This window comes from Neorhizobium tomejilense (genome assembly GCF_964254135.1).
Taxonomy (GTDB): domain Bacteria; phylum Pseudomonadota; class Alphaproteobacteria; order Rhizobiales; family Rhizobiaceae; genus Neorhizobium; species Neorhizobium tomejilense.
In genome coordinates this window covers 3553928-3580661 of sequence record NZ_CAXUSO020000001.1, presented here as the reverse complement: position 1 = coordinate 3580661, position 26734 = coordinate 3553928, and the positions used below count along the sequence as shown (strand labels likewise).

General features: G+C 62.0%; 23 protein-coding genes. 19 read left to right on the top strand and 4 right to left on the bottom strand.

The window, feature by feature from the left end:
- Positions 1 to 36 precede the first annotated feature (36 nt).
- From ACSQ3G_RS17815 to ACSQ3G_RS17800, 4 genes are all read left to right on the top strand, one after another.
- On the top strand, positions 37 to 966 hold the full coding sequence (locus ACSQ3G_RS17815; RefSeq protein ID WP_436110982.1) for a GNAT family N-acetyltransferase: 930 nt from the start codon (positions 37 to 39) through the stop codon (positions 964 to 966).
- A gap of 82 nt (positions 967 to 1048) precedes the next feature.
- Positions 1049 to 1438, top strand: coding sequence for a GNAT family N-acetyltransferase (locus ACSQ3G_RS17810; RefSeq protein WP_436110981.1), 390 nt, complete (start codon positions 1049 to 1051; stop codon positions 1436 to 1438).
- A 40-nt stretch (positions 1439 to 1478) separates the two neighbouring features.
- Positions 1479 to 2618 carry an AAA family ATPase gene (locus tag ACSQ3G_RS17805; protein ID WP_436110980.1) on the top strand — a complete coding sequence of 380 codons (1140 nt, stop codon included), beginning with the start codon at positions 1479 to 1481 and terminating at the stop codon, positions 2616 to 2618.
- Positions 2619 to 2667: 49 nt separating this feature from the next.
- Positions 2668 to 4890 carry a primosomal protein N' gene (locus tag ACSQ3G_RS17800; RefSeq protein WP_436110979.1) on the top strand — a complete coding sequence of 741 codons (2223 nt, stop codon included), beginning with the start codon at positions 2668 to 2670 and terminating at the stop codon, positions 4888 to 4890.
- Between the two features lie 34 nt (positions 4891 to 4924).
- On the opposite strand, the gene ACSQ3G_RS17795 is transcribed toward ACSQ3G_RS17800, so the two are convergent.
- The gene (locus ACSQ3G_RS17795) at positions 4925 to 5968 is read right to left on the bottom strand and encodes a GSU2403 family nucleotidyltransferase fold protein (RefSeq protein ID WP_436110978.1); all 1044 of its coding nucleotides are present in this window, start codon (positions 5966 to 5968) and stop codon (positions 4925 to 4927) included.
- Positions 5969 to 6193: 225 nt separating this feature from the next.
- On the opposite strand from ACSQ3G_RS17795, the gene ACSQ3G_RS17790 reads away from it, so the two are divergent.
- From ACSQ3G_RS17790 to ACSQ3G_RS17720, 15 genes are all read left to right on the top strand, one after another.
- Complete coding sequence (locus ACSQ3G_RS17790; protein WP_436110977.1) at positions 6194 to 6577, top strand: AGROH133_08824 family phage infection protein; 384 nt, start codon at positions 6194 to 6196, stop codon at positions 6575 to 6577.
- Positions 6578 to 6838: 261 nt separating this feature from the next.
- On the top strand, positions 6839 to 7405 hold the full coding sequence (locus ACSQ3G_RS17785) for a F0F1 ATP synthase subunit delta (RefSeq protein ID WP_080950990.1): 567 nt from the start codon (positions 6839 to 6841) through the stop codon (positions 7403 to 7405).
- The gene (gene atpA / locus ACSQ3G_RS17780) at positions 7405 to 8934 is read left to right on the top strand and encodes a F0F1 ATP synthase subunit alpha (protein WP_105440268.1); all 1530 of its coding nucleotides are present in this window, start codon (positions 7405 to 7407) and stop codon (positions 8932 to 8934) included. Before ACSQ3G_RS17785 ends, atpA begins: the two co-directional genes overlap by 1 nt.
- Before the next feature lie 30 nt (positions 8935 to 8964).
- Entirely contained in the window at positions 8965 to 9843 is an 879-nt protein-coding gene (locus ACSQ3G_RS17775; protein WP_436110976.1) for a F0F1 ATP synthase subunit gamma, read from the top strand.
- A 23-nt stretch (positions 9844 to 9866) separates the two neighbouring features.
- The gene (gene atpD, locus ACSQ3G_RS17770) at positions 9867 to 11297 is read left to right on the top strand and encodes a F0F1 ATP synthase subunit beta (protein ID WP_436110975.1); all 1431 of its coding nucleotides are present in this window, start codon (positions 9867 to 9869) and stop codon (positions 11295 to 11297) included.
- A gap of 171 nt (positions 11298 to 11468) precedes the next feature.
- The gene (locus ACSQ3G_RS17765) at positions 11469 to 11876 is read left to right on the top strand and encodes a F0F1 ATP synthase subunit epsilon (RefSeq protein ID WP_436110974.1); all 408 of its coding nucleotides are present in this window, start codon (positions 11469 to 11471) and stop codon (positions 11874 to 11876) included.
- A 167-nt stretch (positions 11877 to 12043) separates the two neighbouring features.
- Positions 12044 to 12478 (top strand): IS200/IS605 family transposase, encoded by a 435-nt coding sequence (tnpA, locus tag ACSQ3G_RS17760; RefSeq protein WP_436109907.1) that lies wholly within the window; start codon positions 12044 to 12046, stop codon positions 12476 to 12478.
- Positions 12479 to 12650: 172 nt separating this feature from the next.
- Complete coding sequence (locus ACSQ3G_RS17755) at positions 12651 to 13544, top strand: LysR family transcriptional regulator (protein WP_105404600.1); 894 nt, start codon at positions 12651 to 12653, stop codon at positions 13542 to 13544.
- Positions 13545 to 13727: 183 nt separating this feature from the next.
- Positions 13728 to 14207 carry a formate dehydrogenase subunit gamma gene (locus ACSQ3G_RS17750; protein ID WP_436110973.1) on the top strand — a complete coding sequence of 160 codons (480 nt, stop codon included), beginning with the start codon at positions 13728 to 13730 and terminating at the stop codon, positions 14205 to 14207.
- Positions 14204 to 15760 carry a formate dehydrogenase beta subunit gene (locus ACSQ3G_RS17745; protein ID WP_436110972.1) on the top strand — a complete coding sequence of 519 codons (1557 nt, stop codon included), beginning with the start codon at positions 14204 to 14206 and terminating at the stop codon, positions 15758 to 15760. Before ACSQ3G_RS17750 ends, ACSQ3G_RS17745 begins: the two co-directional genes overlap by 4 nt.
- A gap of 264 nt (positions 15761 to 16024) precedes the next feature.
- On the top strand, positions 16025 to 18904 hold the full coding sequence (fdhF, locus tag ACSQ3G_RS17740) for a formate dehydrogenase subunit alpha (protein ID WP_436110971.1): 2880 nt from the start codon (positions 16025 to 16027) through the stop codon (positions 18902 to 18904).
- Between the two features lie 4 nt (positions 18905 to 18908).
- On the top strand, positions 18909 to 19736 hold the full coding sequence (fdhD, locus tag ACSQ3G_RS17735) for a formate dehydrogenase accessory sulfurtransferase FdhD (protein WP_436110970.1): 828 nt from the start codon (positions 18909 to 18911) through the stop codon (positions 19734 to 19736).
- On the top strand, positions 19726 to 20085 hold the full coding sequence (locus tag ACSQ3G_RS17730) for a formate dehydrogenase subunit delta (protein ID WP_436110969.1): 360 nt from the start codon (positions 19726 to 19728) through the stop codon (positions 20083 to 20085). The genes fdhD and ACSQ3G_RS17730 overlap by 11 nt, the downstream gene beginning before the upstream one ends.
- Before the next feature lie 73 nt (positions 20086 to 20158).
- Positions 20159 to 21817 (top strand): OFA family MFS transporter, encoded by a 1659-nt coding sequence (locus ACSQ3G_RS17725; RefSeq protein WP_436110968.1) that lies wholly within the window; start codon positions 20159 to 20161, stop codon positions 21815 to 21817.
- A gap of 240 nt (positions 21818 to 22057) precedes the next feature.
- Complete coding sequence (locus ACSQ3G_RS17720) at positions 22058 to 23104, top strand: aldo/keto reductase (RefSeq protein WP_436110967.1); 1047 nt, start codon at positions 22058 to 22060, stop codon at positions 23102 to 23104.
- Positions 23105 to 23239: 135 nt separating this feature from the next.
- On the opposite strand, the gene ACSQ3G_RS17715 is transcribed toward ACSQ3G_RS17720, so the two are convergent.
- The 3 genes from ACSQ3G_RS17715 to rocF all read right to left on the bottom strand — a co-directional run bounded on the left by ACSQ3G_RS17715 (position 23240) and on the right by rocF (position 26732).
- Positions 23240 to 23719, bottom strand: a complete 480-nt coding sequence (locus tag ACSQ3G_RS17715; protein ID WP_038546443.1) for a chemotaxis protein CheW — start codon at positions 23717 to 23719, stop codon at positions 23240 to 23242.
- Positions 23719 to 25506, bottom strand: a complete 1788-nt coding sequence (locus ACSQ3G_RS17710) for a methyl-accepting chemotaxis protein (RefSeq protein ID WP_105440276.1) — start codon at positions 25504 to 25506, stop codon at positions 23719 to 23721. The genes ACSQ3G_RS17715 and ACSQ3G_RS17710 overlap by 1 nt, the downstream gene beginning before the upstream one ends.
- A 296-nt stretch (positions 25507 to 25802) precedes the next feature.
- Positions 25803 to 26732, bottom strand: coding sequence for an arginase (rocF, locus tag ACSQ3G_RS17705; RefSeq protein WP_436110966.1), 930 nt, complete (start codon positions 26730 to 26732; stop codon positions 25803 to 25805).
- Between the last annotated feature and the right edge of the window lie 2 nt (positions 26733 to 26734).

The following is a 26734-nucleotide window of genomic DNA, read 5'->3' as shown; positions in this document are numbered from 1 at the left end:
TGCCATACCAAGCAGGTCCTGCCTGCGGGAGTTTCTATGGCGCGCCGTGATTCTACGACCACTTTTGGACAGTTCGCGGAAACAATCGCCCTCGTTTCACAAGGCAAACCCGGTCACATCGTCGACACATTGATTGCCGAGCGCGGCCAGCGGATCGTCCAGAATCCGCTCTGGCCGGTAATGCGGCCATTTCTCTACACGCTGCTCCGTTATGGACGGGCGATCAACTTCGCCAACGACATCTCGACGCTCAGCGGCTTCCAGTGCTTCGAATACATGAGCGACCTCCTGAAGCTGGATGTGACTGTCGCCAATGCGGAGCGCATTCCCGAAAAGGGAGGCTTCATTCTCGTCAGCAACCATCCGACCGGGATCGCCGACGGGGTTGCCGTCTTCGACCTCCTGAAGTCGCGCCGTCCGGACATGATGGTGTTTGCCAACCGAGATGCGGTGCGCGTCAATCCCCGTTTTTCCGAGATGATCATCCCCGTCGAATGGCGGGAGGAATACAAGACCAAGCTGAAGGCGCGCGAGACGCTGGTTCTGACCAACAAGACCATCGAGGACGGCAAGGTCATGGTGCTGTTTCCCTCGGGGCGTATCGCCTACTGGGCGGAGGGCAAGCTCAACGAACGGCCGTGGAAAACCTCCGCCGTCAGTCTCGCCCGCAAGTACAATCTGCCGATCCTGCCGATCCACATGCGGGCGCGCAATTCCGGCCTGTTCTACTGGTTCGCCAAATGGTCGACGGAACTGCGCGACATGACGGTGTTCTACGAGCTCCTGAATAAGAAGGGCGACCATTTCGATTTCACCGTCGGCCAGATGATCCCGCCGAGCGCGCTCGATGGCGATATGACCGAGGTCACCAAGGCGCTGGAACAGCACACCGTGTTCGAACTGGCCGCGGATGGCGACGCGACGTTCAAGCCTGCCGAGAAATCGCAGACGGCTTCGGCGGCGTGAAAGAGTGCGTCCCGTGGATATAGCCCCCTTCGGCATGGGTGTGGTGATTGCTCCGCTCGGAGACCCGCTGGCCGGAGGCGTCATGCCGCTCGCCGAGGCCGCCAGGCAGGAAGGTTATAGTCACATCCTCCGCATCGCCGAGGAATGGTCTTCCGGAATTAATCGCTTCGAGCGACGCGGCGAAAGCCTGCTCGGCGCTCATGATCAAGGTTTGTTGATCGCCGTTGGCGGGATGACGCTCGAACCGTCGCGGGGCGACTGGCTGCGGATGCGTCGCTTTTATGTATCGCGGCAATACCGCGGCGGAGGCATCGGTAGGCGCCTTGCCGAATACCTGCTCGAACACGCCCGTTCTTTCACGCCGGTCGTGACGGTCCATGCCGGCAGCGACGATGCCACCAGTTTCTGGCAGGCCATGGGCTTTCTGCCGCTGACCGGTGAAACCTATACGCATACCTTGCGCCTCACCTGAGCGGCATTTTTTCACCCCGCTCTTCGGCTAGGAATAGCGCATGCTGCTTCGCTCGATGTTTGCCGCCAATTATCGCTCGCTGCGCTCGATCCGCATGGATCTGGCCGGTGTCAACCTGTTCATCGGCGAAAACGGTGTCGGAAAGTCCAATCTTTACCGCGCCCTGCAGCTGGTGCAGGCGGCGGTGCGCGGCAATCTGGCCTATGAGATCGCGGCCGAAGGCGGCATGGCCTCGGCGCTCTGGTCCGGTCAGCGCCGGCAGGAGAAGAATTTCCGCATCAAGCTCGAGGTCGAGGTTCTTGATGAAGAGCGGGCGGTGACGTTCCGCTACCGGGTCGAGGCCGGGCTTCGCCCGCCTATCGATGCAGCGGGCTTTGCCTTCGAGCCGCAGGTGAAGGAGGAGGAGCTTGTCGTTGAAACCGGTTCGCGGCCCGTGACAATGATAAAACGCACCGGGCCGGGGATCATGGTGCGCGGGACAAGCGGCCGCATGGAGGAGTATCCTGAAAAGGCGATGACCTCGGAAACGGCAATCGCGCTGCTCGGCGATGCCGGCCATTATCCGGAAGCCGGCGCTTTTCGGCGATTGATCGATGGCTGGCGGTTCTTCCACGGTTTTCGAACGGATCGCGATTCCACCCTGCGGCAGCCCTGCCTTGCCGTTACCTCGCCGCTGCTGGATCAGGACGGCGGGAACATGGCGGCGGTGTTCGCGACCCTCGTCCACACCCGCGGGGACACAGTCGAGCTCGACCGCGCCGTTGCTGCGGCTCTTGGCGGGGCGAAACTGCATGTGCCTGAGCCCGGCGAATATGCGGAATTCGGCCTGGTCTTTCCGGATTTTCCCAAAAGGGTGTTTCAGCCGCGTGAACTTTCCGACGGGCAGATCCGTTTCCTCGGGCTTGCGGCGGCATTGATGTCCTATCGCCAGCCGCCGCTGATCGCGCTCAACGAGCCGGAGGCAAGTCTGCATCCGGACATGCTGGCGCCGCTGGCGGACATGATCGCCCAGGCCGCCCGCCACAGCCAGATCTGGATCGTTACTCATTCGGAACCGCTTGCTGCCGCGGTCGAGGAGCGTTGCGGCACGCGGCCGCGGCGGGTGATACGAAAGGAAGGAGCCACCTGGATCCAGGGCATGCGACTGACCGGCGCCATCGACGAAGACGAGGACGAGTAGTCCTGTTTAGGGTTCCCTTTTGTTCCGGGTTTGGGCATGGTCGCCGCCCATGGGCATAGATTCGTCCGATCTCTTCGGTTCGCTGTTCGAAGCGCCGTCATTGGTGAGGGTGGTACCGGTTCTGGTGCCGCTGCCGGTGCCTGTTGCCTATAGCTATGCCGTGCCGGAAGGCGTGCATGTGGAGCCCGGTTCGGTGGTTCAGGTGCCGGTCGGCCCGCGGCAGTTGATCGGGGTCGTCTGGGACGGGGACAACGACGACAAGCTCGACCCCAAGAAGCTGAGGCCGCTGACCCTCGTTTTCGATTGCCCGCCGCTTTCCAAGGAAATGCGCGACTTCGTCGACTGGGTGGCGAGCTATACACTGTCGCCCCCGGGCCTCGTGGCGCGCATGGCGATCCGGGCACCGGCCGCGCTCGATCCGGAGCCGATGGTCGAAGGGTTGCGGTATCTCGGGGGCCAGCCGGAGCGGCTGACGCCGGCGCGTGCCCGTGTGCTCGATCTCGCCGGCGAGGAGGAAATTCCGTGGACGCGCAGCGGGCTGGCGCATGCCGCCGGCGTCTCGATCAGCGTCGTCGACGGGCTGACGGCTCAGGGCATATTCGAGACTGTTTTCCTGCCGCCGCCGCCGGTCGTCGCGCGGCCCGATCCGGACTATATCAGCCCGCGCATCGAGGGGCCGCAGAAACAGGCGTCCGTGGACATCCTGGAATCGATCCGCGCCGGCGGGTTCTCCGCCTCGCTGATCGATGGCGTCACCGGCTCGGGCAAGACGGAGGTTTATTTCGAGGCGATCGCCGAAACCTTGAGGCAGGGTCGCCAGGTGCTGATCCTGCTGCCGGAGATCGCGCTGACCTCGAGCTTCCTTGAGCGCTTTCAGGAGCGGTTCGGCGCCAAGCCCGGCGAATGGCATTCGGATCTTGCCCCCCGCATGCGCGAAAAGGTCTGGCGCGGCGTGGTGACCGGCGAGGTGAAGGTGGTGGCCGGCGCGCGGTCGGCGCTGTTCCTGCCGTTCGAGGATCTCGGCCTGATCATCGTCGACGAAGAGCACGACCCCGCCTACAAGCAGGAGGATCGGGTCTTCTACAATGCCCGCGACATGGCGGTTGTGCGGGCCCGGATCGGCGATTTTCCGATCGTGCTCGTTTCCGCGACGCCCTCGGTGGAGAGCCAGGTCAACGGCTTGGCCGGCCGCTACAACACCGTGCACCTGCCGACCCGTTTCGGCGATGCGGCGATGCCGGACCTGCATCTGGTCGACATGCGTCGCCACCCGCCGGAGCGCGGCGGCTTCCTGTCGCCGGTGCTTTTGCGGGCCATGAAGAAAACCCTTGAACGGAACGAGCAGTCGCTGCTGTTCCTCAACCGGCGTGGGTATGCGCCGCTGACGCTCTGCCGTGTCTGCGGCCATCGGTTCCAGTGCCCGCAATGTTCGAGCTGGCTGGTGGAGCACCGGTTCAAGAGCCAGATCCAGTGCCATCAATGCGGTTATTCGGAACGCACCCCGGAAGCGTGTCCCGAATGCGGCACGTTCGACCACCTCGTCGCCTGCGGGCCGGGCGTCGAGCGGATTGCCGAGGAGGTCGAAAAGCATTTTCCGGAGGCACGGACGATCGTGATGTCGTCGGACCTGCTCGGCGGCGTCAAGCGCATGCGGCTGGAGCTGGAGGCGATCGCCAAGGGCGAGGCGGATATCGTCATCGGCACGCAGCTCGTCGCCAAGGGCCACAACTTTCCGCTGATGACGCTGGTCGGCATCGTCGATTCCGATCTCGGTCTGTCCAATGGCGATCCGCGCGCCGCCGAGCGCACCTTCCAGCTTCTCTCCCAGGTGACGGGGCGTGCCGGGCGAACCGGCCTCAAGAGCCATGGCCTGCTGCAGACCTTCCAGCCGCAGCATCCGGTGATGCAGGCGATCGTTTCCGGCGATGCCGGCGCTTTCTACGAGCGGGAGATCGCCGAGCGCGAGAAGGCGATCCTGCCGCCATTCGGCCGGCTCGCCTCGCTGATCGTCTCCGCCGATACCCGGGCGGATGCGGAAACCCATGCGCGGGGCCTCAGGGCCGCCGCGCCGAAAGTTACGGGAATTTCGGTGCTCGGTCCGGCGGAGGCGCCGCTGGCGCTGGTGCGCGGCCGGCACCGCTTCCGGCTCCTGGTGCATGGCCGGCGCAATTCCGACATGCAGGCGTTTTTGCGGGCGATGATGGAGAATGGGCCGAAACAGCGCGGCTCGGTGCAGATCCAGCTCGATATCGACCCGCAGAGTTTTCTCTAGCCTACGCGATGGTCCTGTTTTCCGGCCGTGTCGGCTACCAGCCGGGTTCCAGCGAAGCCGGTTCCGGTTTGTCCGCAAATCTGGCCGCCAACTGGCGAAGTTCGGAAGGGAGCGCCTGCAGCGCCGGATCATCGAAGCGCAGATGCGGCATATGTTCGGCGAGCAGCCGCGCCACGAGATCGGCCTGGTCCCTGTCCCGCCTTTTCTTGATCGCATCGCGATCGTCCCGTTCCGATACCCAGAGTTTATGAAGCGCGAAGCTGCGGGGATCCGGCACGGACATGATGACGGGATAGCCCCGCGCATCGAGCACCACGATTTCGACTTTCGGACTGTTGACCAGCCAGACGAGCCCTTCGATCTCGACAGCCGTCAGGTCGCCTGCGCCCTTGGCGGGGGGCGTACGCTTCGACCGTATGGGGTCCGGTCCGGTGGGTGTGATGAGATCGACCAGAAAACCCTCGTCGTTGGCGGCCCGAAAATCGCCTTTCGCGAGAAGGTGGAAGGAGTGATCCACCTGCTGCAGAAGGCCGAGCCAGCCGTTTTCGGGGAGGCCCTTGCCGAGCAGTCTCAGGCTGGTGCGGGCGTCGAAGAGCAGATCGATATCGCCCGTCGCGACGAGCTGGCTATCCACCCTCGCACCCGCCATCCGCTCATAGGCGAAAATGCAATGGGTCCCGACCACATCGACGGCGCTGCCCATAAGAGACGAGGAGCCGAGGGCGCGCAGGATGCGTGCTGCGATCAGCGGGACACGCCCGAGCCGCATCGCGCGGTTGACGGCAGCCAGTTCGTCCAGGCGTCGGGTGAGCGCGGCAGTCCTCTCCCTCAATCTCTCCCGACCCTGGTGGAATCGCTGATGGGTTAGTTCGGTCTCGTCATTCCGCGGGCCTAGTGATTTCCATATCGTGCCGGTCTTACGGTAGAGATAGTCGCGGCCAGCGACGGTCTTGAAGGCCATGGAACCTGAATACCGGCTTTTCAATTCCGCCGATGCGGCTTTCCATGCCGAAAAGGCTTGTTCGGTATCGATGATCTGACGGGATTGTTCTCCGCTCAAGACGCTGATTTCGAACATCTTATCCCTTTTCCTTCCCGAGCAGACGGCAAAGGGATAAATCGAATCGACGCCTCGTCCCGTGATTTATCCCTGCTTGGCATATTTTCCCAATAATAGGGATAAATCATTAAATTTCAATGGCACTTGCTCCGCGCGACCTGTCTGCGGGGCCGGCTCATCCGGCCCTTCCGGCTCAGGATACGTTGTGGCATATCTTGCGAATCTCAACGCGGCGGAGGCGACATGGAACTCTATTTTCCCACTGAACTCGGCGAGCAGGTGGCTTTCGTCTGTGCGGCGGCAACGGCTGCGCTCGGCCTTCTCGTTTTCCTGTTTCCCGCCGTCGTCCTGCGCCTGGCCGCATTCCAGATCGGCGAGGTGCGGCCGGAAGGTTATGCCGCGGTCCGCTCCGCCGGCGCCCATCATCTGGGCTTCGGTCTTGCGGCCATCATGCTCGCCCAGGACTGGATCTACATGACGCTCGGCATTGCACTCGGATTTGCCGCCCTGGGACGGTTGCTGTCCTGTGCCCTCGATCGAGGCTTCACCCCCAGAAATATAGCGTTTTCCCTACTTCAGGTTGCGCTTGCCGGCGGGCCGCTCGCCTATGTCTTCGGCTATATCTGACGCATAATTCGAAGATTGCAGGCTGTTGCCTGCCGAAAATCCTTCCGCTTCCGGTATAAAATCGCTCTCAGCCCTTGCGTGTCCGGCTTTTTCCGTTATCAGGCGTGTTGCGAGTCCTTACAGCCTATGCTAGACGGACCGCGAAAGTCGGAAAGGGTAGGGCGCAAGCTCTGCAGGTTCTGAGAAAAAATCAAACGATTTCAAGCTCTTGCTTCACCTCTCCCGTAGGGTCTGGCGCTTGGATGGCAATACAGGGAAACTGTGCCCGTGGCTGACACGTCCCAGCTTATTTCCGGTGTAGCGGAGCGTTATGCTTCCTCGCTTTTCGAACTGTCCCTCGAGGCTGGTTCGATCGACAAGGTCGGTGCCGATCTTGATCGTTTTCAGGCGCTGCTGGATGAGAGTGAAGACCTGCGACGCCTGGTCGCAAGCCCGGTATTTTCCGCCGAAGATCAGCAGAAGGCCGTGCTCGCCGTTGCCGAGCGAGCTGGCATTTCCGGTCTCGTCGCCAATTTCCTGAAGGTGGTCGCCGGCAATCGTCGTCTTTTCGCGATGCCCGGCATGATCCGCGCCTTCCGCCAGATCGCCGCAGAGCATCGCGGTGAAATCACTGCCGAGGTCACCTCGGCGCATGCGCTTTCCCAGGCGCAGGAAAACGAACTCAAGTCGGCGCTGAAGGGCGTAACCGGCAAGGACGTGACAATCGCCGTGACCATCGACCCGTCGATCCTCGGCGGCCTGATCGTCAAGGTCGGTTCTCGTCAGATCGATACTTCCCTTCGCACCAAACTTTCCACCCTTAAGCTTGCACTGAAAGAGGTTGGCTGATGGATATCCGCGCCGCGGAAATTTCCGCAATTCTGAAAGACCAGATCAAGAACTTCGGCCAGGAGGCTGAGGTTTCCGAAGTCGGACAGGTTCTGTCCGTCGGCGACGGCATTGCCCGCGTCTACGGTCTGGACAACGTCCAGGCCGGTGAGATGGTCGAATTCCCGGGCGGCATCCGTGGTATGGCGCTGAACCTCGAAGCCGACAATGTCGGCGTCGTCATCTTCGGTTCCGACCGTGCGATCAAGGAAGGCGACACCGTCAAGCGGACCGGCGCCATCGTCGACGTTCCGGTTGGTCCGGAACTGCTCGGCCGCGTCGTCGACGCGCTCGGCAATCCGATTGACGGCAAGGGCCCGATCAACGCGACCCGCCGTTCGCGCGTCGACGTCAAGGCTCCGGGCATCATTCCGCGCAAGTCGGTTCATGAGCCGATGTCGACCGGCCTCAAGGCCATCGATGCGCTCATCCCGGTCGGCCGCGGCCAGCGCGAGCTGGTCATCGGCGACCGCCAGACCGGCAAGACCGCGATCATTCTCGACACGATCCTCAACCAGAAGGCCATTCACGACAACGGCCCGGAGTCGGAAAAGCTGTTCTGCGTCTACGTCGCTATCGGCCAGAAGCGCTCGACGGTTGCCCAGTTCGTGAAGGTTCTCGAAGAGCGCGGCGCTCTGCCGTACTCGATCATCGTTGCTGCGACCGCTTCCGATCCGGCTCCGATGCAGTATCTCGCACCGTTCGCCGGTTGCGCCATGGGCGAATACTTCCGCGATAACGGCATGCATGCCCTGATCGGTTACGACGACCTTTCCAAGCAGGCCGTCGCCTACCGCCAGATGTCGCTTCTGCTGCGCCGCCCGCCGGGCCGCGAAGCCTATCCGGGCGACGTTTTCTACCTGCATTCCCGTCTTCTGGAGCGCGCTGCAAAGCTCTCCGACGAGCGCGGCAATGGTTCGCTGACGGCTCTGCCGGTCATCGAAACCCAGGGCAACGACGTTTCGGCCTTCATTCCGACCAACGTGATCTCGATCACCGACGGCCAGATCTTCCTTGAAACCGACCTGTTCTATCAGGGTATCCGCCCGGCCGTTAACGTCGGTCTGTCGGTTTCCCGCGTCGGCTCGGCTGCGCAGGTCAAGGCGATGAAGCAGGTTGCCGGCTCGATCAAGGGCGAACTCGCCCAGTATCGCGAAATGGCTGCCTTCGCCCAGTTCGGCTCCGACCTCGACGCCTCGACGCAGCGCCTCTTGAACCGCGGTGCACGCCTGACGGAACTTCTGAAGCAGCCGCAGTTCGCGCCGCTGAAGACGGAAGAGCAGGTTGCGGTGATCTTCGCCGGCGTCAACGGCTACCTCGACAAGATCGCGGTTGCCCAGGTCGGCAAGTTCGAGCAGGGCTTCCTGTCGTACCTCCGCTCCGAAGGCAAGGCTATCCTCGATGCGATCCGCACCGACAAGCAGCTTTCCGACGACACCCGCGCGAAGCTCAAGGCCGCTCTCGACAGCTACGCCAAGTCTTTCGCCTGAGAACGGATCAATCTCGAGGACCGATAACGGATGCCTTCACTTAAGGATCTGAAAAACCGGATCGCCTCCGTCAAGGCGACGCAGAAGATCACCAAGGCGATGAAAATGGTCGCCGCGGCGAAGCTGCGCCGTGCTCAGGAGGCGGCCGAGGCTGCCCGTCCTTACGCGGAACGCATGACCAAGGTGCTGGCCGGCCTCTCGGCCGCCAATGCTGGCAATGCGGAAGCGCCGCTCCTGCTTTCGGGCACGGGCAAGGATCAGGTTCATCTCTTGATCGTCGCGACCGGCGAACGCGGTCTGGCCGGGGGCTTCAATTCCTCGATCATCCGTCTCGCCCGCGATCACGCGCTGAAGCTGCTTGCCCAGGGCAAGACGGTGAAGATCCTCACCGTCGGCCGCAAGGGCAACGACATCCTGCGCCGCACGTTCCGCGAAAACATTGTCGACTACGTGACGTTCCGCGAAATCAAGCAGCTCGGTTTCGCCCAGGCGGACGAGGTGGCACACAAGGTGCTCGCGCTCTACAATGCCGGCGAATTCGACATCGCGACGCTGTTCTACGCACGTTTTCAGTCGGTGATCTCGCAGGTGGCGACCGCCTCGCAGATCATCCCGGCCAAGTTCGATGCGACGCAGGCTGCGGATGCCTCCTCGGCGCTCTACGAATACGAGCCGAGCGAGGAGGAAATCCTCGAAGACCTGCTGCCGAAGAACGTCGCTGTGCAGATCTTCCGGGCGCTGCTCGAAAACAACGCTTCCTTCTATGGCGCGCAGATGTCCGCGATGGACAACGCGACGCGCAATGCCGGTGACATGATCAACAAGCTGACGCTCTCCTACAACCGTCAGCGTCAGGCGCAGATCACCAAGGAACTCATCGAAATCATTTCGGGCGCGGAAGCGCTCTGAGGTAAAGAAAGAGGGTAAGAATCATGGCTACCGCAACGGGCACGTCCCTCGGCAAGGTGACCCAGGTTATCGGCGCTGTCGTCGACGTCGCTTTCGACGGCGAACTGCCGGCGATTTTGAACGCGCTTGAAACCGACAACAACGGCAACCGCCTCGTTCTCGAAGTCGCGCAGCACCTCGGCGAAAGCGCCGTCCGCACCATCGCGATGGACTCGACCGAAGGTCTGGTTCGTGGTCAGCGGGTCACGGATACCGGCGCTCCGATCACCGTTCCGGTCGGTCCGGAAACGCTCGGCCGCATCATGAACGTCATCGGCGAGCCGGTCGACGAAGCAGGTCCGCTCGTCACCTCCGGCAAGCGCGCCATCCACCAGGAAGCGCCTTCCTACGTCGAGCAGTCGACCGAAGGCCAGATCCTGGTCACCGGCATCAAGGTCGTCGACCTTCTCGCGCCTTACGCAAAGGGCGGCAAGATCGGCCTCTTCGGCGGTGCAGGCGTCGGCAAGACGGTTCTGATCATGGAACTCATCAACAACGTCGCGAAGGCACACGGCGGTTACTCCGTGTTCGCAGGCGTCGGTGAGCGTACCCGCGAAGGCAACGACCTTTACCACGAAATGATCGAATCGGGCGTCAACAAGCATGGCGGCGGCGAAGGCTCCAAGGCCGCGCTCGTCTACGGCCAGATGAACGAACCGCCGGGCGCCCGCGCCCGCGTCGCTCTGACGGGTCTGACGATCGCTGAAGATTTCCGCGACAAGGGCCAGGACGTTCTGTTCTTCGTCGACAACATCTTCCGCTTTACCCAGGCAGGTTCGGAAGTGTCGGCTCTGCTCGGCCGTATTCCTTCGGCCGTGGGCTATCAGCCGACGCTCGCCACCGACATGGGCCAGATGCAGGAACGCATCACCACCACGACCAAGGGCTCGATCACCTCGGTTCAGGCCATCTACGTTCCCGCCGACGACTTGACCGACCCGGCACCGGCTACCTCGTTCGCCCACTTGGACGCAACGACGGTTCTGTCGCGTTCGATCGCCGAAAAGGGCATCTACCCGGCCGTCGACCCGCTCGACTCCACCTCGCGCATGCTCGACCCGCTGGTCGTCGGCGAAGAGCACTATGATATCGCCCGCAAGGTGCAGACGACCCTGCAGCGCTACAAGTCTCTCCAGGACATCATCGCCATCCTCGGCATGGACGAACTGTCTGAAGAGGACAAGATGACTGTCCAGCGCGCCCGCAAGATCGAGCGCTTCCTGTCCCAGCCGTTCTTCGTCGCAGAAGTCTTCACCGGTTCGCCGGGTAAGCTGGTTGCACTCGAAGACACGATCAAGGGCTTCAAGGGCCTCGTCAACGGCGACTACGACCATCTTCCGGAAGCTGCCTTCTACATGGTCGGCTCGATCGAAGAAGCCGTCGAAAAGGCCAAGAAGCTGGCCGAAGCCGCCTGATCCTGAACGAGATGGCGCGCGGGAACTTCTCCAGCGCGCCTTTCCCGCATAAAACACGCGGGCTTCTCGGCAAGGAATTGCCTCGATGCCCTGGTGATTTAGTTTTTCGCAATCCCGGACGCAAAACCGCTCTGCACTTTTGCTGGAATTGCTTTGAGGAAGTGGACCTTCATGGCCGAGGCTTTCAACTTTGAACTGGTTTCGCCCGAGCGCCTGCTCGTCTCGGAAAAGGTCACCGAAGTGGTGATCCCGGCGACGCTTGGCGAAATGACGGTGCTTGCCAATCACGCACCGACGATGACGACCATCAAGCCGGGTGTGGTTTCGGTGAAGCTTGCCTCGGGCCAGGTTCACAAATACGTCGTGTTCGGCGGTTTTGCCGACATCCTGCCGACCGGCTGCACGCTGCTTGCCGAATCTGCGGTTCCGGCGAGCGAGCTGACCCACGCGACGCTGCAGAAGCGGATCGAGACGACGCAGTCCGAGATCAACCATGCGCAGAACGACGAGCACAAGACCAAGCTCGAGCAGTTCCTGGCGGAATTGACCCATCTCAACGGCGTCGTCAATCCGGCCTGATTTTCCAAAATTCTCTGCGAAAGATCGAGGCGGTCCGAAAGGCCGCCTTTTTCTGTAAGCAAGATAAACCTCCACCTTCGGTGGAGGACTGGACGAGTTCTACATAGTGATTGAGAGACCTCCGTGCTTGGACCGCTAGGCTGGCCGAGACACAGAACGGAGGTTCTATGGAAGAACGATCGCAATCACACGCGACATGGGACTGCAAATACCATGTGGTCTTCGCGAGTAAGTACCGAACGAAACGACTTTACGGGGACTTGCGCCGTGAGTTGGGTGACCTTTTGCACAGGCTTGCTCAGCAGAAGGAATGCCGGATCGAGGAAGGGCACCTGATGCCCGACCATGTACATATGCTGATATCGATCCCGCCGAAATATTCGGTCTCGCACATCGTCGGCTTCTTGAAGGGCAAGACGGCTCTTTACGTTGCCAACAAGTATGCCCGCAAGCGGCGCTACAAAGGCTATCACTTTTGGGCGCGAGGGTACTTCGTCTCGACCACTGGCTATGATGAGCAGGTCGTCAGACGGTATATCCGTAACCAGGAAAAAGTCGACAAAGCTTCCGACTTTGCCGACCTCTTTAACCGTAGCTACTAACCTATAGCAAAACCACTTCTAGTGGTTCAAGCGCAGCGTTTCAAACCTCCACCTCTGGTGGAGGTCATGACTTTTGGCGGTGGTCGGCTCCCCGTCGCGGCTATCGTCGTGACCGGATGACTGCTTGTATGTGCCGCGCCATCTTGTTAGCCCTTGTCGGCGGAGGAACGCGATGATCGACAAGCTGGAATTTTTCATTGCCCTGGCGCGAGAAGGCCATTTCGGCCGGGCGGCGGAGGAATGCGGCATCTCGCAGCCATCGCTTTCGGCCGCCATCCGCCAGCTCGAGGAGAGCCTCGGCGTGCAGCTGGTGGTGCGCGGCTCGCGTTACCAGGGTCTGACGCCGGAAGGCCAGCGCGTGCTGGAATGGGCAAAACGGATCGTCGGCGACGCGCGCACCATGCGCGAGGAGATGCGTGCCGCCCGCAAGGGTCTTGTCGGCCATATAAGACTGGCGTCGATCCCGACGGCACTGGCGATGATCCCCAGGCTGACCGAACCCTTCCAGGCCAAGCACCCGGAGGTCACCTTCTCGGTCGTCTCGCGCAACTCGCTGCAGGTACTTTCCCAGCTCGACAATTTCGAGATCGACGCCGGCATTACCTATCTCGACAACGAGCCGCTGGGGCGGGTGACGAGCGTGCCGCTTTATGCGGAGCGCTACAATCTGGTGACCGCCGAAGGGGCGCCCTATGCGGACCGGGAAAGCGTTACCTGGAAGGAGATGGCGGATCTTAGGCTCTGTCTATTGACGCCGGACATGCAGAACCGCCGGATCATCAACCAGCACCTCGCGGAGGCGGGGGTGACGGTGAAGCCGATGCTCGAATCGAACTCCATGGTGGTGCTTCTTTCGCATGTAGGGACCGGGCGCTGGGCGAGCATCATGCCGCGCAACGTGGCGCGTTCATTCGGCTTTACAAAAGAAATCAGGACGATCCCGATCGTCGATCCGGAAGCCACACATATCGTCGGGCTTGTTGCGACACACCGCGAGCCGTTTACGCCGCTGGTGTCGGCCCTGCTGCACGAGGCTCGCAGCCTCACTCCCGCTGCCATGGCTTGATAGCTTTTTTCTATCGCGTAACCGATCTCCTTTATTGACGGTTGCGGCACCGGTTGCGACATTCCATTCCCAGTAGGCGAAGTACGATTGTCGGACAACTTCGTCGGCTTTCTGATCCCAATACGGCCGTAGCGGCGTCGATGCCCCGAAAACGGAAACGGATCAGCTGGGAGGCTGCAGACTATGAATATGCGAATTTCCGCTGGTGAGTTCACCGAGCGGTCGCTTCAGATCATCAGGGATCTGAAGCATCTGGAAGGCCCGATGCTGCCGATCCTGCATGCGATCCAGGCGGAGTTCGGTTATGTGCCGGAAGAGGTGAAGCCGGTCATCGCCAGCGAACTCAACCTGTCGCGCGCCGAAGTGCATGGCGTCGTCACCTTCTATCACGAATTCCGCGACCACCCGGCCGGCCGGCATGTGCTAAAGCTCTGTCGCGCCGAAGCCTGCCAGTCGATGGGCAGCGACCGCATTGCGGACCGCGCCCGGCAGCTTCTCGGGATTGACTTCCACCAGACGACGCTCGATGGCTCGGTGACGCTGGAAGCCGTGTACTGTCTCGGGCTCTGTGCCTGCGCGCCGGCCGCGATGCTTGACGGCGAAGTCTACGGCCGCGTCGACGAACACTGTCTTTCCGAAATCGTTGCGGGGCTAAGCCGATGACGGTGACGATCTACGTGCCGCGCGATGCCGCAGCGCTCGCTCTCGGAGCCGAAAAGGTGGCAAACGCGATTACCCAGGAGATCGCAGCCCGCGGCCTCGATGCGAAAGTCGTGCGCAACGGCTCGCGCGGCATGTTCTGGCTGGAGCCATTGGTCGAGGTGAGTACCGAACACGGGCGTATCGCCTATGGGCCGGTCAAGGCCGGCGACGTGAAGGGATTGTTCGATGCCGGCTTTGTAGACGGTGGACAGCATGCTTTGCATCTCGGGCCGACCGAGGACATTCCATTCCTGCGCCAGCAGACGCGGCTGACCTTCTCCCGTTGCGGCGTCACCGATCCGCTGTCGCTCGACGACTATCGCCACCATCAGGGTCTGAAGGGTCTTGAGAACGCGATCGCCATGAGCCGGGCCGAGATCGTCGCTCAGGTCACCGACAGTGGTCTTCGCGGCCGCGGCGGCGCCGGCTTCCCGACCGGGATCAAATGGAAGACGGTGATGGATGCGGCGGGGCCGCAGAAATACATCGTCTGCAATGCGGATGAGGGCGACAGCGCCACCTTCGCAGACCGGATGATCATGGAGGGCGATCCCTTCGTGCTGATCGAAGGCATGATCATTGCCGGCATCGCGACGGGCGCCACCAAGGGTTATGTCTATACCCGCTCGGAATATCCGCACGCCATCGCGACGATGAGGGAAGCCGTCGAGATCGCCCGCGCCGCCGGCATCCTCGGGCCGTCGGTGTTGGGCTCGGCGCATGCCTTCGACATGGAGATTCGCTCCGGCGCCGGCGCCTATGTCTGCGGCGAGGAGACCTCGCTGCTGAATTCGCTCGAAGGCAAGCGCGGCATCGTGCGCGCCAAGCCGCCGCTGCCGGCGCTGCAGGGTTTTCTCGGCCGCCCGACGGTCGTCAACAACGTCATCTCGCTTGCATCCGTGCCTGTGATCATGGATCGCGGCGCCGAGTTCTACAAAAACTTCGGCATGGGCCGGTCGCGGGGGACGATCCCGATCCAGATCGCCGGCAACGTCAAATATGGCGGACTCTACGAAACGGCCTTCGGCCTGTCGCTCGGCGAGATCGTCGACCAGATCGGCGGCGGCACGGCAACCGGCCGGCCGGTGAAGGCGGTACAGGTGGGCGGGCCGCTCGGCGCCTATTTCCCGCGCTCGCTGTTCGATACGCCGTTCGACTATGAAGCCTTCGCGGCCCGGGACGGGTTGATCGGCCATGCCGGCATCACCGTGTTCGACGACAGCGCCGACATGCTGAAGCAGGCGCGGTTCGCGATGGAGTTCTGCGCCATCGAAAGCTGCGGCAAGTGCACGCCCTGCCGCATCGGCTCGACGCGCGGCGTCGAAACGGCCGACAAGATCGCGCAAGGGATCGAGCCGGAAAAGAACAAGGCGCTGCTCGCCGACCTCTGCAACACGATGAAGTTCGGCTCCCTCTGCGCGCTCGGCGGGTTTACGCCCTATCCGGTGATGAGCGCGATGAACCATTTTCCGGAGGACTTTTCTCCGGCACCGATGGTGGAGGCGGCGGAATGATGGCCCTGCGCGCGTCAGCTCCGGCTGAACTCCGGAGTACCCCCCTCTGCCCTGCCGGGCATCTCCCCCTCAAGGGGGGAGATCGGCTGGGGGCTTGCTCTCCGCATTCCATTGTACCTCGCATCCTCCGTGTCGACTCTTTTGAAGCGGCGATTCCGCCTTTTGTGATCTCCCCACCTGAGGGGGAGATGCCCGGCAGGGCAGAGGGGGGCGACTTTCTCCGAGGTCAAAGACTCAATTCCATTTTCGTACAGGAGACACACGATGTCCCTCGTTCATGAAATCGACTACGGCACGCCGGCCTCGCGCTCCGAAGCCCAGGTGACACTCACCATCGACGGTCGCGCCATCACCGTACCGGAGGGCACCTCGATCATGCGCGCCTCGATGGAGGCCGGGATCAAGGTGCCGAAACTCTGCGCCACCGACATGGTCGACGCCTTCGGCTCCTGCCGCCTGTGTCTCGTGGAGATCGAAGGCCGCAATGGAACGCCGGCCTCGTGCACCACGCCGGTCATGCCAGGCATGGTCGTGCACACCCAGACCGGCCGGCTGAAGGACATCCGCAAGGGGGTGATGGAGCTCTATATCTCCGACCATCCGCTCGACTGTCTCACCTGCGCCGCCAATGGTGACTGCGAATTGCAGGACATGGCCGGCGCGGTCGGCCTTCGCGACGTGCGTTACGGCTACGAGGGCGACAATCACGTCAAGGCACGCAACGATGGTGCGATCAACGCCAAGTGGATGCCGAAGGACGAGTCGAACCCTTATTTCACCTACGACCCGTCGAAATGCATCGTCTGCTCGCGCTGTGTGCGCGCCTGCGAAGAAGTGCAGGGCACGTTCGCGCTGACGATCGAGGGCCGCGGTTTCGGCAGCCGTGTCTCGCCCGGTGCCCGTGAACTTTTCCTCGATTCCGAATGCGTTTCCTGCGGCGCCTGCGTGCAGGCCTGCCCGACGGCGACGCTCACCGAAAAGTCGGTGATCGCGATCGGCCAGCCGGAACATTCGGAGGTCACCACCTGCGCCTATTGCGGCGTCGGCTGCTCCTTCAAGGCGGAAATGCGCGGCGAAGAGCTTGTGCGCATGGTGCCATGGAAGGATGGTCAGGCGAACCGCGGCCATTCCTGCGTCAAGGGCCGCTTTGCCTATGGCTATGCGACACACAAGGACCGCATCCTCAACCCGATGATCCGCGAGAATATCTCGGATCCGTGGCGGGAAGTGACCTGGGAAGAAGCCTTTTCGCACGTGGCCTCGGAATTCCGTCGTATCCAGTATCAGTACGGCCGGGAATCGATCGGGGGGATCACCTCGTCGCGCTGCACCAACGAGGAGACTTTCCTCGTCCAGAAGCTGATCCGCGCCGGTTTCGGCAACAACAATGTCGATACCTGCGCCCGCGTCTGCCACTCGCCGACCGGTTACGGCCTCGGCCAGGCCTTCGGCACTTCGGCCGGAACCCAGAATTTCGACTCGGTCGAGCACACCGATGTCGTCATCGTCATCGGCGCCAACCCGACCGACGGTCACCCGGTGTTCGGTTCGCGCCTGAAGAAGCGCTTGCGCCAGGGTGCAAAACTGATCGTCATCGATCCGCGCCGCATCGATCTGGTGCGCACGCCGCATGTGGAGGCCGATTATCACCTGCCGCTGCAGCCGGGCACCAACGTAGCCGTGCTGACGGCGCTGGCGCATGTCATCGTCACGGAAGGCCTGTTCGACGAGAAGTTCATCCGTGAACGTTGCGACTGGTCCGAGTTCGAGGACTGGGCCGGTTTCGTTTCGGAAGACGCACACAGCCCGGAGGCGACTGAGAAATATACCGGCGTGCCGGCGGATCTCGTGCGCGGTGCGGCCCGGCTTTACGCCAAGGGCGGCAACGGGGCGATCTATTACGGTCTCGGCGTCACCGAGCACAGCCAGGGTTCGACCACCGTCATGGCGATCGCCAACCTTGCCATGGTCACCGGCAATCTCGGTCGCCCGGGTGTGGGCGTCAATCCGCTGCGCGGCCAGAACAATGTCCAGGGCGCCTGCGACATGGGGTCGTTCCCGCACGAGCTGCCGGGCTACCGCCATATCTCCGACGACGCGACCCGCGACACGTTCGAAAAACTGTGGGGTGTGACGCTCAACAACGAACCGGGCCTGCGCATCCCGAACATGCTGGATGCGGCCGTCGAGGGCACGTTCAAGGGCATCTACATCCAGGGCGAGGACATCCTGCAGTCCGACCCGGACACCAAACATGTCTCGGCCGGCCTTGCCGCGATGGAATGCGTCGTCGTCCACGACCTTTTCCTCAACGAGACGGCCAATTATGCGCATGTCTTCCTGCCGGGTTCGACTTTTCTCGAAAAGGACGGCACGTTCACCAATGCCGAGCGCCGCATCAACCGCGTCCGCAAGGTGATGAGCCCGAAGAACGGTTATGCCGACTGGGAAGTCACCCAGAAGCTCGCCCAGGCGATGGGGCTTGCCTGGAACTATGCGCATCCATCTCAGATCATGGACGAGATCGCCGTGTCGACGCCGAGCTTCGCGCTGGTTTCCTACGACTATCTCGACAAGATGGGCTCGGTTCAGTGGCCATGCAACGAGGCTCACCCGGCCGGTTCGCCGATCATGCATGTCGATGGTTTCGTGCGCGGCAAGGGCAAGTTCATCCGCACCGAATATGTCGCGACCGACGAACGCACCGGCCCGCGCTTCCCGCTGCTGCTCACCACCGGTCGCATCCTTTCCCAGTATAATGTCGGCGCCCAGACGCGTCGTACCGAAAATGTCACCTGGCATGCGGAAGACCGGCTGGAGATCCATCCGCACGATGCCGAACAGCGCGGTATCAAGGAAGGCGACTGGATCAAGCTCGCCAGCCGTTCGGGCGATACGACCCTGCGTGCGCTGATCACCGATCGTGTCGCGCCGGGCGTGGTCTATACGACTTTCCACCACCCGAACACGCAGGCGAACGTCATCACCACCGACTTCTCCGACTGGGCGACCAACTGCCCGGAATACAAGGTGACGGCGGTGCAGGTGTCGCCCTCCAACGGCCCGACCGAGTGGCAGAGCGACTATGACGAACTGTCACGACGGTCTCGGCGGATCGCGGGGAAGCTGGAGGCCGCGGAATAATCGCATGACCTTATTCAACACCACCGCCACAGCCCCCGAGATCGCCCGCCACAACGGCGTGGTCCGCGCCGGCTCGCGGGTGGTGCCGGAGGAAGTGCCGATCGCCTTTTCCTATGGCGGGTCGACCCATGCGGTGATGATGGGCACGCCTGCCGATCTCGAGGATTTCGCGGTCGGCTTCAGCCTGACGGAAGGCATCATAACCTCGATGGTGGAGATCGAGGGCATAACCGTCGTCGAAGAAGGGGCCGGTCTCGATGTCCAGGTGACGCTTCTCGAAGATAAGGAAGACGCGCTGCGTGCCCGCCGGCGGCATATGGCGGGGCCGGTCGGCTGCGGGCTTTGCGGCATCGAATCGATCGAGCAGGCCATGCGTCCGGTGCCGGACGTTTCCGCGGTGACGATGGCGCTCAGTCCGAAAGAGGTGAGTGAAGCCGTCGCGGCGCTCAACAGTGCGCAGCCGCTGCATCGGCAAACCCATGCGGTTCATGGCGCGGGCTTTGTCGTGCCGGGCAAGGGGCTGGTTGCGGTCCGCGAGGATGTCGGCCGCCACAATGCGCTCGACAAGCTCGCCGGAGCGGTCATCGCCAAGGGCCTCAAGGGTTCGGAGGGCGTCGTGGTCGTCACCAGCCGCATTTCGGTCGAGATGGTGCAGAAGACGGCGATCCTCGGAAGCCCGGTGCTGATCGCCATTTCCGCGCCGACGGCACTTGCCATCCGCACGGCGGAAGCGGCGGGCATGACCTTGATCGCGCTGACCCGCGGCGAGGATTTCGAGATCTTTACGCGTACCGATCGCATAACCACCGGAGTTGTCGCCGATGTCGCATGACCAAAGCCCCGAGCAACTTGTGCTCGACAAACTGGTCCGGATGGCCAACCAGATCGCCACCTTCTTCCTGTCGCAGCCGGAAAAGGTGCGCGCCGAGGGCGTCGCGACGCATATCAACAAGTTCTGGGAGCCCCGCATGCGCCGGCACCTTTTCGAGCATCTCGACAATGGCGGGGCGGGGCTGCTGCCGCTCGTCGTCGAGGCCTCGACGCTGATCCGCCGGCCGGAGGCGAAGGTCGGATCGGGCGTCGGCGTCGGTCAGGATGCGGTGGAAGGTGCGCTGGGCGGCAAAGGTCCCGCCGAAGGAGAATCGTTGTCCGAACCGAGCGTTCCGGAGAGCGCCGCATGAATTCATCCATCCGGCAGGTAAGGGGCCGGAGGAGGAATAGAGCCTAGCCATCATCCGAGGGAGGATATTTTAAATGGCAATTGCAGGAACGACGGACGAGGGCCTGACAGGCAATGTCGGGCTCCTCGATAAGGAACGTATTATCGCAAAACCAGGTTTCAATCGCTGGCTCGTGCCGCCGGCAGCTTTGGCCATTCATCTTTGCATCGGCATGGCTTACGGCTTCAGCGTCTTCTGGCTGCCGCTGTCCCGTGCCTTGGGTACCACGCAGGACCCGTCCTGCGCCAGCCTCAACCTCATCTCGGCCCTGTTCACGACAAGCTGCAACTGGCGTGTCGCGGACCTTGGCTGGATCTATACGTTGTTTTTCGTGCTGCTCGGTTGCTCGGCGGCGATCTGGGGTGGCTGGCTGGAACGGGTCGGCCCGCGCAAGGCCGGCTTCGTCTCGGCCTGCTGCTGGTGCGGCGGCATTATCGTCGCGGCAATCGGCGTCATGACCCACCAGCTGTGGCTGATGTGGATCGGCGCCGGCGTGATCGGCGGTGTCGGCCTCGGCCTCGGTTATATTTCGCCGGTCTCGACGCTGATCAAGTGGTTCCCCGACCGCCGCGGCATGGCGACGGGTATGGCCATCATGGGCTTCGGCGGTGGTGCGATGATCGGTGCCCCGCTCGCCAACCTCTTGATGAACTATTTCAAGACCGATACTTCGGTCGGCGTATGGCAGACCTTCATCTGCATGGCGGTGATCTATTTCGGCTTCATGATGGGCGGCGCCTTCGGCTACCGAATCCCGCCGGCCGGCTGGCGTCCGGAAGGCTGGACCCCTCCGGTTTCCAAGACGACGATGATCACCACCAAGCACGTCCACCTGCGCAATGCGCACAAGACCAAGCAGTTCTGGCTGATCTGGGCGGTGCTTTGCCTGAACGTTTCGGCTGGCATCGGGGTTATCGGCATGGCCTCGCCGATGCTGCAGGAAATCTTCGCCGGATCGCTGATCGGTCTGCCGAACCTGACCTTCTCGCAGCTTGATGCGAGCCAGAAGGCACAGATCGCCACGATTGCCGCCGGCTTTGCGGGCCTCCTGTCGCTCTTCAATATCGGCGGGCGTTTCTTCTGGGCGTCGCTCTCCGACAAGATCGGCCGCAAGAACACATACTACACGTTCTTCGTGCTCGGCATCGTGCTCTACGCACTCGCTCCGACGCTGGCCGACATGGGCAACAAGGCGCTCTTCGTGGCGGCCTTCGCCATCATCCTGTCCATGTACGGCGGTGGTTTTGCGACCATTCCTGCCTATCTCGCGGATATCTTCGGCACCCAGTTCGTCGGCGCCATCCACGGTCGTCTTCTGACGGCCTGGGCGACGGCCGGCATTCTCGGTCCCGTCGTGGTCAACTATATCCGCGAAGCGCAGCTCACCGCCGGCGTGCCGGCCGGGCCGGCGCTCTATACGGGCACGATGTACATCCTCGCCGGCATGCTGGTGCTGGGTCTGATCGCCAACGCGCTGGTGCGCCCGCTTGCCGACAAGTGGTTCATGTCGGACCAGGAAGTCGCCTCGCTGCAGGCAAAGACTGCCGCCGCGAATGCCGGTCCGACCGGTTCCTTCGGCATCGGCACGGGTGGTCTCGACGCCAAGGCGGCAGTCGCCTGGGCCGTGGTCGGCATCCCGCTTCTCTGGGGCGTCTGGGTGACGCTCAGGAGCAGTCTGGTTCTGTTCGGCTGACATTCCGTCGACAGGAATGACCAAGAAAGGGCGGCCTGTGCCGCCCTTTTTTTGTCTCGCACGAAAATGTGAGGATAAAAACGGAGGCGGCTCCGATTGACGTCTTGAGAATCCGAACTAGATTGCGTTGTGGAGCCCGAAGCCGCTTTCTCTGGCGGGACGCACGCGCCCGCGTGCCCGATCCGGCTCCGAACGACTGCTTATATCGCTTCATATCTTCAGTGCACACGGGAGCTCTCCATGCGCTACAATCAATTGGGCAATACCGGTCTTTTTGTCTCCGAACTCTGCCTCGGCACGATGACCTTCGGCGAGAACCAGACGGGCGCCGTCTGGAGTGCCGTCGCCGGTCTCGATCAGGACGCCGCCGACAAGATCGTCGAGCGTTCGCTCGCCGCAGGTGTCAATTTCATAGATACCGCCAATGTCTATTCCGAGGGTAGATCCGAGCACATCCTCGGCCAGGCGATCAAGAACCTCGGCGTGCCGCGCAAGGACGTGGTCATCGCCACGAAATTTTATGGCCAGATGGGCGACAAGCCGAACGATCGCGGCGCCTCCCGCGGCCACATCATGGATTCCGTCGAGCAGAGCCTCGAACGACTGCAGATGGACCATATCGATCTTTATCAGGTGCACGGCACCGATACGGTGACGCCGATCGACGAGACCCTGCGAGCGCTCGACGATCTCGTATCGCGCGGCCTCGTGCGTTACATCGGGCTCTCCAACTGGGCTGCCTGGCGGATGGCGAAAGCGCTCGGCATTTCCGAACGCAAGGGTTATGCCCGTTTCGAGACGGTGCAGGCCTATTATTCGATCGCCGGACGCGACTTGGAGCGGGATATCGTGCCGCTGATGCAGGAAGAGAAGCTCGGCCTGATGGTCTGGTCGCCGCTCGCCGGCGGGCTGCTTTCCGGCAAATACGGTCCGGGTGCTCCGGGCAACGGGGAAGGCCGCCGCGCCAATTTCGATTTCCCGCCGGTCGAGAAGGATCGCGCCTGGGCCTGCGTCGCGGCCATGCGCGAGGTCGGCGCCAGGCACGGTGCTGGTGTCGCGGAAGTGGCGCTGGCCTATATCCTGGCGAAACCCTTCGTGACGAGCGTCATCATCGGCGCCAAGCGGCTGGAGCAGCTCGAAGAAAACTTGAAGGCCGTGAAGCTGAAGCTCGACACGGAGGACATGGCAAAGCTCGACGAGGTCAGCGCGCTTGCTCCGGAATATCCGGGCTGGATGCTGGTTCGCCAGGGTGCCGGGCGCCGTCCGGCCCCGTTCGAGCCAAAGTAATAGTCATGAAAAAAGCCCGCGGCGGTTCAACGCTGCGGGCTTCATAATCGAATAGCGGCTTAGTGGTCTTTCCAGCCAACCGCCTTGGCCTTGAGGTCGGATGCGCAGGCCTTTCTTGGCCTCCGCTATCGCAAATCAGGCAGCCAGATCGTCGGCTTCGGTGCCCTTGAACATCTTGGCGAGATTCAGGAAGCAGATCATGCCGTTCTCGTTGGCGATGATGCCTTCGGAGAAGGACTTGTCGAAGGACGCGGAGATTTCCGGAACCGGCTGAACCTGGCTCGAGGGGATCGTCAGGATGTCCGAGACGCGGTCGACGAGCATGCCGATGACCATGTTGTGGACTTCGGCGACGACGATGGCGCTGCGCTCGTTGGCAACCGTGCTCTTCATGCCGAGCTTGTAGGCAAGGTCGATGATCGGGATTACCGAACCGCGAAGGTTCATGACGCCGATGACGTCGGCCGGAGCGTGCGGGATCGGCGTCGAAGGTGCCCATCCGCGGATTTCGCGGATCGTCGTCGTCTTGACGCAGAACTCCTGGTCATGAAGACGGAAGGCGATGATTTCCAGCGTTTCGCCGCTGTAGCTTGTGGAGTTGATCGTCGTAGCCATCAGAATTCTTCCCAACTATCCGTTGCCTGAGCGGCAGCGGCGGCACCCGTTGTGGTCCGCGCGACCGTTGCCATGAGTTTGCGTGCCGGCGATGCAACGGGTCGTGCATCAGGTCGCGCTATTGCAATCTTATGCGAAGAATGTTGCGCAAATCTAAATCGTGACAGAAGATCGCGCAGGGTTTCGGCCTCGCGCGCCAGGCTGTGGCTGGCAGCGCTTGTTTCCTCGACCATCGCAGCATTCTGCTGCGTGTTCTGGTCCATGGAGTTCACGGCCTTGCTGATCTCCTTGATGCCCGTGGACTGTTCACGGGCAGCCTCGACGATCGCTGTGACATTGCCGTTGATCTCGTCCACCTGGGACATGATCTCGTCGAGCGCCTTGCCGGTTTCGCCGACGAGCGCGACGCCACGTTTGACCTGTTCGGAGGAGGTCGAGATCAGCGTCTTGATTTCCTTGGCCGCACTGGCGGAACGTTGAGCCAGTTCGCGGACTTCCTGGGCAACGACCGCAAAGCCCTTGCCCGCTTCGCCGGCGCGTGCCGCCTCGACACCCGCATTGAGCGCCAGCAGGTTTGTCTGGAAGGCGATCTCGTCGATCACGCCGATGATATTGGAGATTTCCCGGGACGACGTCTCGATCTGGCCCATCGCGTTTACCGCATTGCGCACCACGGCACCGGAATGTTCGGCGCTTTTTTTAGCATGCGAGACGAGGGTACCTGCTTCTTCCGCGCGTTTGGCGCTATCGGTGACGGTACGGCTGATTTCTTCAAGCGCCGCAGCGGTCTCCTCGACTGCCGCCGCCTGCTGCTCGGTGCGTTTGGCAAGGCTGTCGGAAGCCTGGCGGATCTCGCTGGAGCCTCCTGCAATCCCTTCGGCGTTCTCGCCGACGGTGCGCATGGCCCCGGCCAGTTTTCCGATGGCTTCGTTGAAATCGACGCGGATCTGTTCGAGTGTCGAAATGAAGGGCACTTCGATCCGGAACGTCAGGTCGCCGTTCGAAAGAGATGTCAGGCCGTCGGCGATGTCATCGACGGCGCGGACACGTTCGGTGATGTCGGTTGCAAACTTGACCACCTTGAAGACGCGGCCGTCGGCGTCGAAGATCGGGTTGTAGGACGCCTGGATCCAGACTGCCTTGCCGCCCTTGCCGATGCGCTTGAATTCGGCGGCAATCGCTTCGCCGCCGGAAAGCTTCTTCCAGAATTGCGGGTATTCGGCGCTGTCGCGGAACGACGGCTCGCAGAACATGCTGTGATGTTTGCCGGTGATTTCCGAAAGCTGATAGCCGAGGCAGGTGAGGAAATTTTCGTTGGCGGTCAGGACGTCGCCGCCGGGCGTGAACTCGATGATGGCCTGAGTGCGCGAGATGGCGTTGATCTTGCCTTCGTCATCGGCGGATTTGAGCTTCGCGGCGGTGATGTCGGTTGCGAACTTGACCACCTTGTAAGGCTTGCCGCCGGACATCACCGGATTGTACGAGGCCTGAATCCAGATCTCGCGGCCACCCTTGCCGATCCGCTTGTAGGCGGCGGCATCAAATTTGCCGCTGCCGAGGTTCGCCCAGAAATCCTTATAGGCCTGCAATTTCACGTAATCCGGGTCGCAAAACATGCTGTGATGCTTGCCGACGATTTCGGAAAGTGTGTAGCCAAGCGTCTTGCAGAAGTTCTCGTTGGCCGTGAGAACCTTTCCGGACAAATCAAACTCGATAATGGCCTGAGACTTGTTGAGCGCAGCAAGTACTGCTTTCGCGTCAGCGCCTGGAAGTGAAAGTATGGACATCTGGCTTGCACGCCCCCCGTCTGTAAGTTCCCGAACTGGCTCAATTTTCCAACAGCCTAACGAGATAACCATCTCGCCGCCGGGACACTGAGTCTTGCTAAAAATAGCATTGAGGAATTAACGGAAGGTCAATAGTTCTGTTCTCGCGAACTTGTGGAAAATACGTATCCAATTGTCTATTGTCAAATTTCCGGACAGAAAGTAGATCTATATTTTATTCTGTTTCATCGAATTTATATCGAGGTCTATCGCGAGCAACTGAAATCTTTATTTCAGATATAGACTTGTGCCTCTGATTATGCGGAGCGGGTTGGACGATCAAGAACGCGCCGGCCGAAAAGGCTCGCCGCCAGCTCCACCATGATCCGGGCGCTCTTGCCGCGATCGTCGAGGAACGGATTGAGCTCGACGAGATCGAGCGACGCGACGAGCCCGGTATCGTGGAGCATTTCCATGATCAGATGCGCCTCGCGGAAGGTTGCGCCGCCCGGCACGGTGGTACCGACGCCCGGCGCTATGTCGGGATCCAGGAAATCGACGTCCAGGCTCACATGCAAGAGGCCATTGGCGGCATTCACCGCTGCGATCACCTGGCGCATGATAGCGGCGATCCCGTGCTCGTCGATGGCGCGCATGTCGAAGACGTTGACGCCGTGATCGGCGATGAGCTTCCGCTCGATCTCGTCGACCGAGCGGATGCCGATCTGGAAGACGTTCTTTGGATCGACCATGGGCCGGGCGCTGTCGAGGATAGGCGCAAACTCCGCCTGGCCGGTAAAGAAGGCGACCGGCATGCCATGGATGTTGCCGGAGGGCGATGTCTCGGGCGTGTTGAAATCCGTATGGGCATCGAGCCAGAGGACGAAGAGCGGCCGGCTGATCTCGGAAGCGTAACGCGCCATGCCCGGCACGCTGCCCATGGAAAGGGCGTGGTCGCCGCCCATGATCACCGGAATGGTGCCGGCCTTGGCCATTTCATAGGTCCGGGTTTCGAGAGCGCGCGTGAACGCAGCGACGATCGGCAGGTTCTTCGCGTCGTTTCTCTCCGGCAGGTCAGCTGCCGGTTCCGGGCGCAGGTCGCCATTGTCGACGACCCGGAAACCGAGGCCCTCCAGCGCCTTGACGATGCCGGCAAGCCTGAAGGCTGCCGGACCCATGGCGCAGCCGCCGCGACCGGAGCCCTCTTCCAGAGGAACGCCGATCAATGTGATGTCTTTGGAGGTCATGC

Excerpts from the sequence above, each read along its gene's own strand:
- ACSQ3G_RS17815 (WP_436110982.1), top strand. The coding sequence starts at position 37 with ATGGCGCGCCGTGATTCTACGACCACTTTTGGACAGTTCGCGGAAACA.
- ACSQ3G_RS17810 (WP_436110981.1), top strand. The coding sequence starts at position 1,049 with ATGCCGCTCGCCGAGGCCGCCAGGCAGGAAGGTTATAGTCACATCCTC.
- ACSQ3G_RS17805 (WP_436110980.1), top strand. The coding sequence starts at position 1,479 with ATGCTGCTTCGCTCGATGTTTGCCGCCAATTATCGCTCGCTGCGCTCG.
- ACSQ3G_RS17800 (WP_436110979.1), top strand. The coding sequence starts at position 2,668 with ATGGGCATAGATTCGTCCGATCTCTTCGGTTCGCTGTTCGAAGCGCCG.
- ACSQ3G_RS17795 (WP_436110978.1), bottom strand. The coding sequence starts at position 5,968 with ATGTTCGAAATCAGCGTCTTGAGCGGAGAACAATCCCGTCAGATCATC.
- ACSQ3G_RS17790 (WP_436110977.1), top strand. The coding sequence starts at position 6,194 with ATGGAACTCTATTTTCCCACTGAACTCGGCGAGCAGGTGGCTTTCGTC.
- atpA (WP_105440268.1), top strand. The coding sequence starts at position 7,405 with ATGGATATCCGCGCCGCGGAAATTTCCGCAATTCTGAAAGACCAGATC.
- ACSQ3G_RS17775 (WP_436110976.1), top strand. The coding sequence starts at position 8,965 with ATGCCTTCACTTAAGGATCTGAAAAACCGGATCGCCTCCGTCAAGGCG.
- atpD (WP_436110975.1), top strand. The coding sequence starts at position 9,867 with ATGGCTACCGCAACGGGCACGTCCCTCGGCAAGGTGACCCAGGTTATC.
- ACSQ3G_RS17765 (WP_436110974.1), top strand. The coding sequence starts at position 11,469 with ATGGCCGAGGCTTTCAACTTTGAACTGGTTTCGCCCGAGCGCCTGCTC.
- tnpA (WP_436109907.1), top strand. The coding sequence starts at position 12,044 with ATGGAAGAACGATCGCAATCACACGCGACATGGGACTGCAAATACCAT.
- ACSQ3G_RS17755 (WP_105404600.1), top strand. The coding sequence starts at position 12,651 with ATGATCGACAAGCTGGAATTTTTCATTGCCCTGGCGCGAGAAGGCCAT.
- ACSQ3G_RS17750 (WP_436110973.1), top strand. The coding sequence starts at position 13,728 with ATGAATATGCGAATTTCCGCTGGTGAGTTCACCGAGCGGTCGCTTCAG.
- ACSQ3G_RS17745 (WP_436110972.1), top strand. The coding sequence starts at position 14,204 with ATGACGGTGACGATCTACGTGCCGCGCGATGCCGCAGCGCTCGCTCTC.
- fdhF (WP_436110971.1), top strand. The coding sequence starts at position 16,025 with ATGTCCCTCGTTCATGAAATCGACTACGGCACGCCGGCCTCGCGCTCC.
- fdhD (WP_436110970.1), top strand. The coding sequence starts at position 18,909 with ATGACCTTATTCAACACCACCGCCACAGCCCCCGAGATCGCCCGCCAC.
- ACSQ3G_RS17730 (WP_436110969.1), top strand. The coding sequence starts at position 19,726 with ATGTCGCATGACCAAAGCCCCGAGCAACTTGTGCTCGACAAACTGGTC.
- ACSQ3G_RS17725 (WP_436110968.1), top strand. The coding sequence starts at position 20,159 with ATGGCAATTGCAGGAACGACGGACGAGGGCCTGACAGGCAATGTCGGG.
- ACSQ3G_RS17720 (WP_436110967.1), top strand. The coding sequence starts at position 22,058 with ATGCGCTACAATCAATTGGGCAATACCGGTCTTTTTGTCTCCGAACTC.
- ACSQ3G_RS17715 (WP_038546443.1), bottom strand. The coding sequence starts at position 23,719 with ATGGCTACGACGATCAACTCCACAAGCTACAGCGGCGAAACGCTGGAA.
- ACSQ3G_RS17710 (WP_105440276.1), bottom strand. The coding sequence starts at position 25,506 with ATGTCCATACTTTCACTTCCAGGCGCTGACGCGAAAGCAGTACTTGCT.
- rocF (WP_436110966.1), bottom strand. The coding sequence starts at position 26,732 with ATGACCTCCAAAGACATCACATTGATCGGCGTTCCTCTGGAAGAGGGC.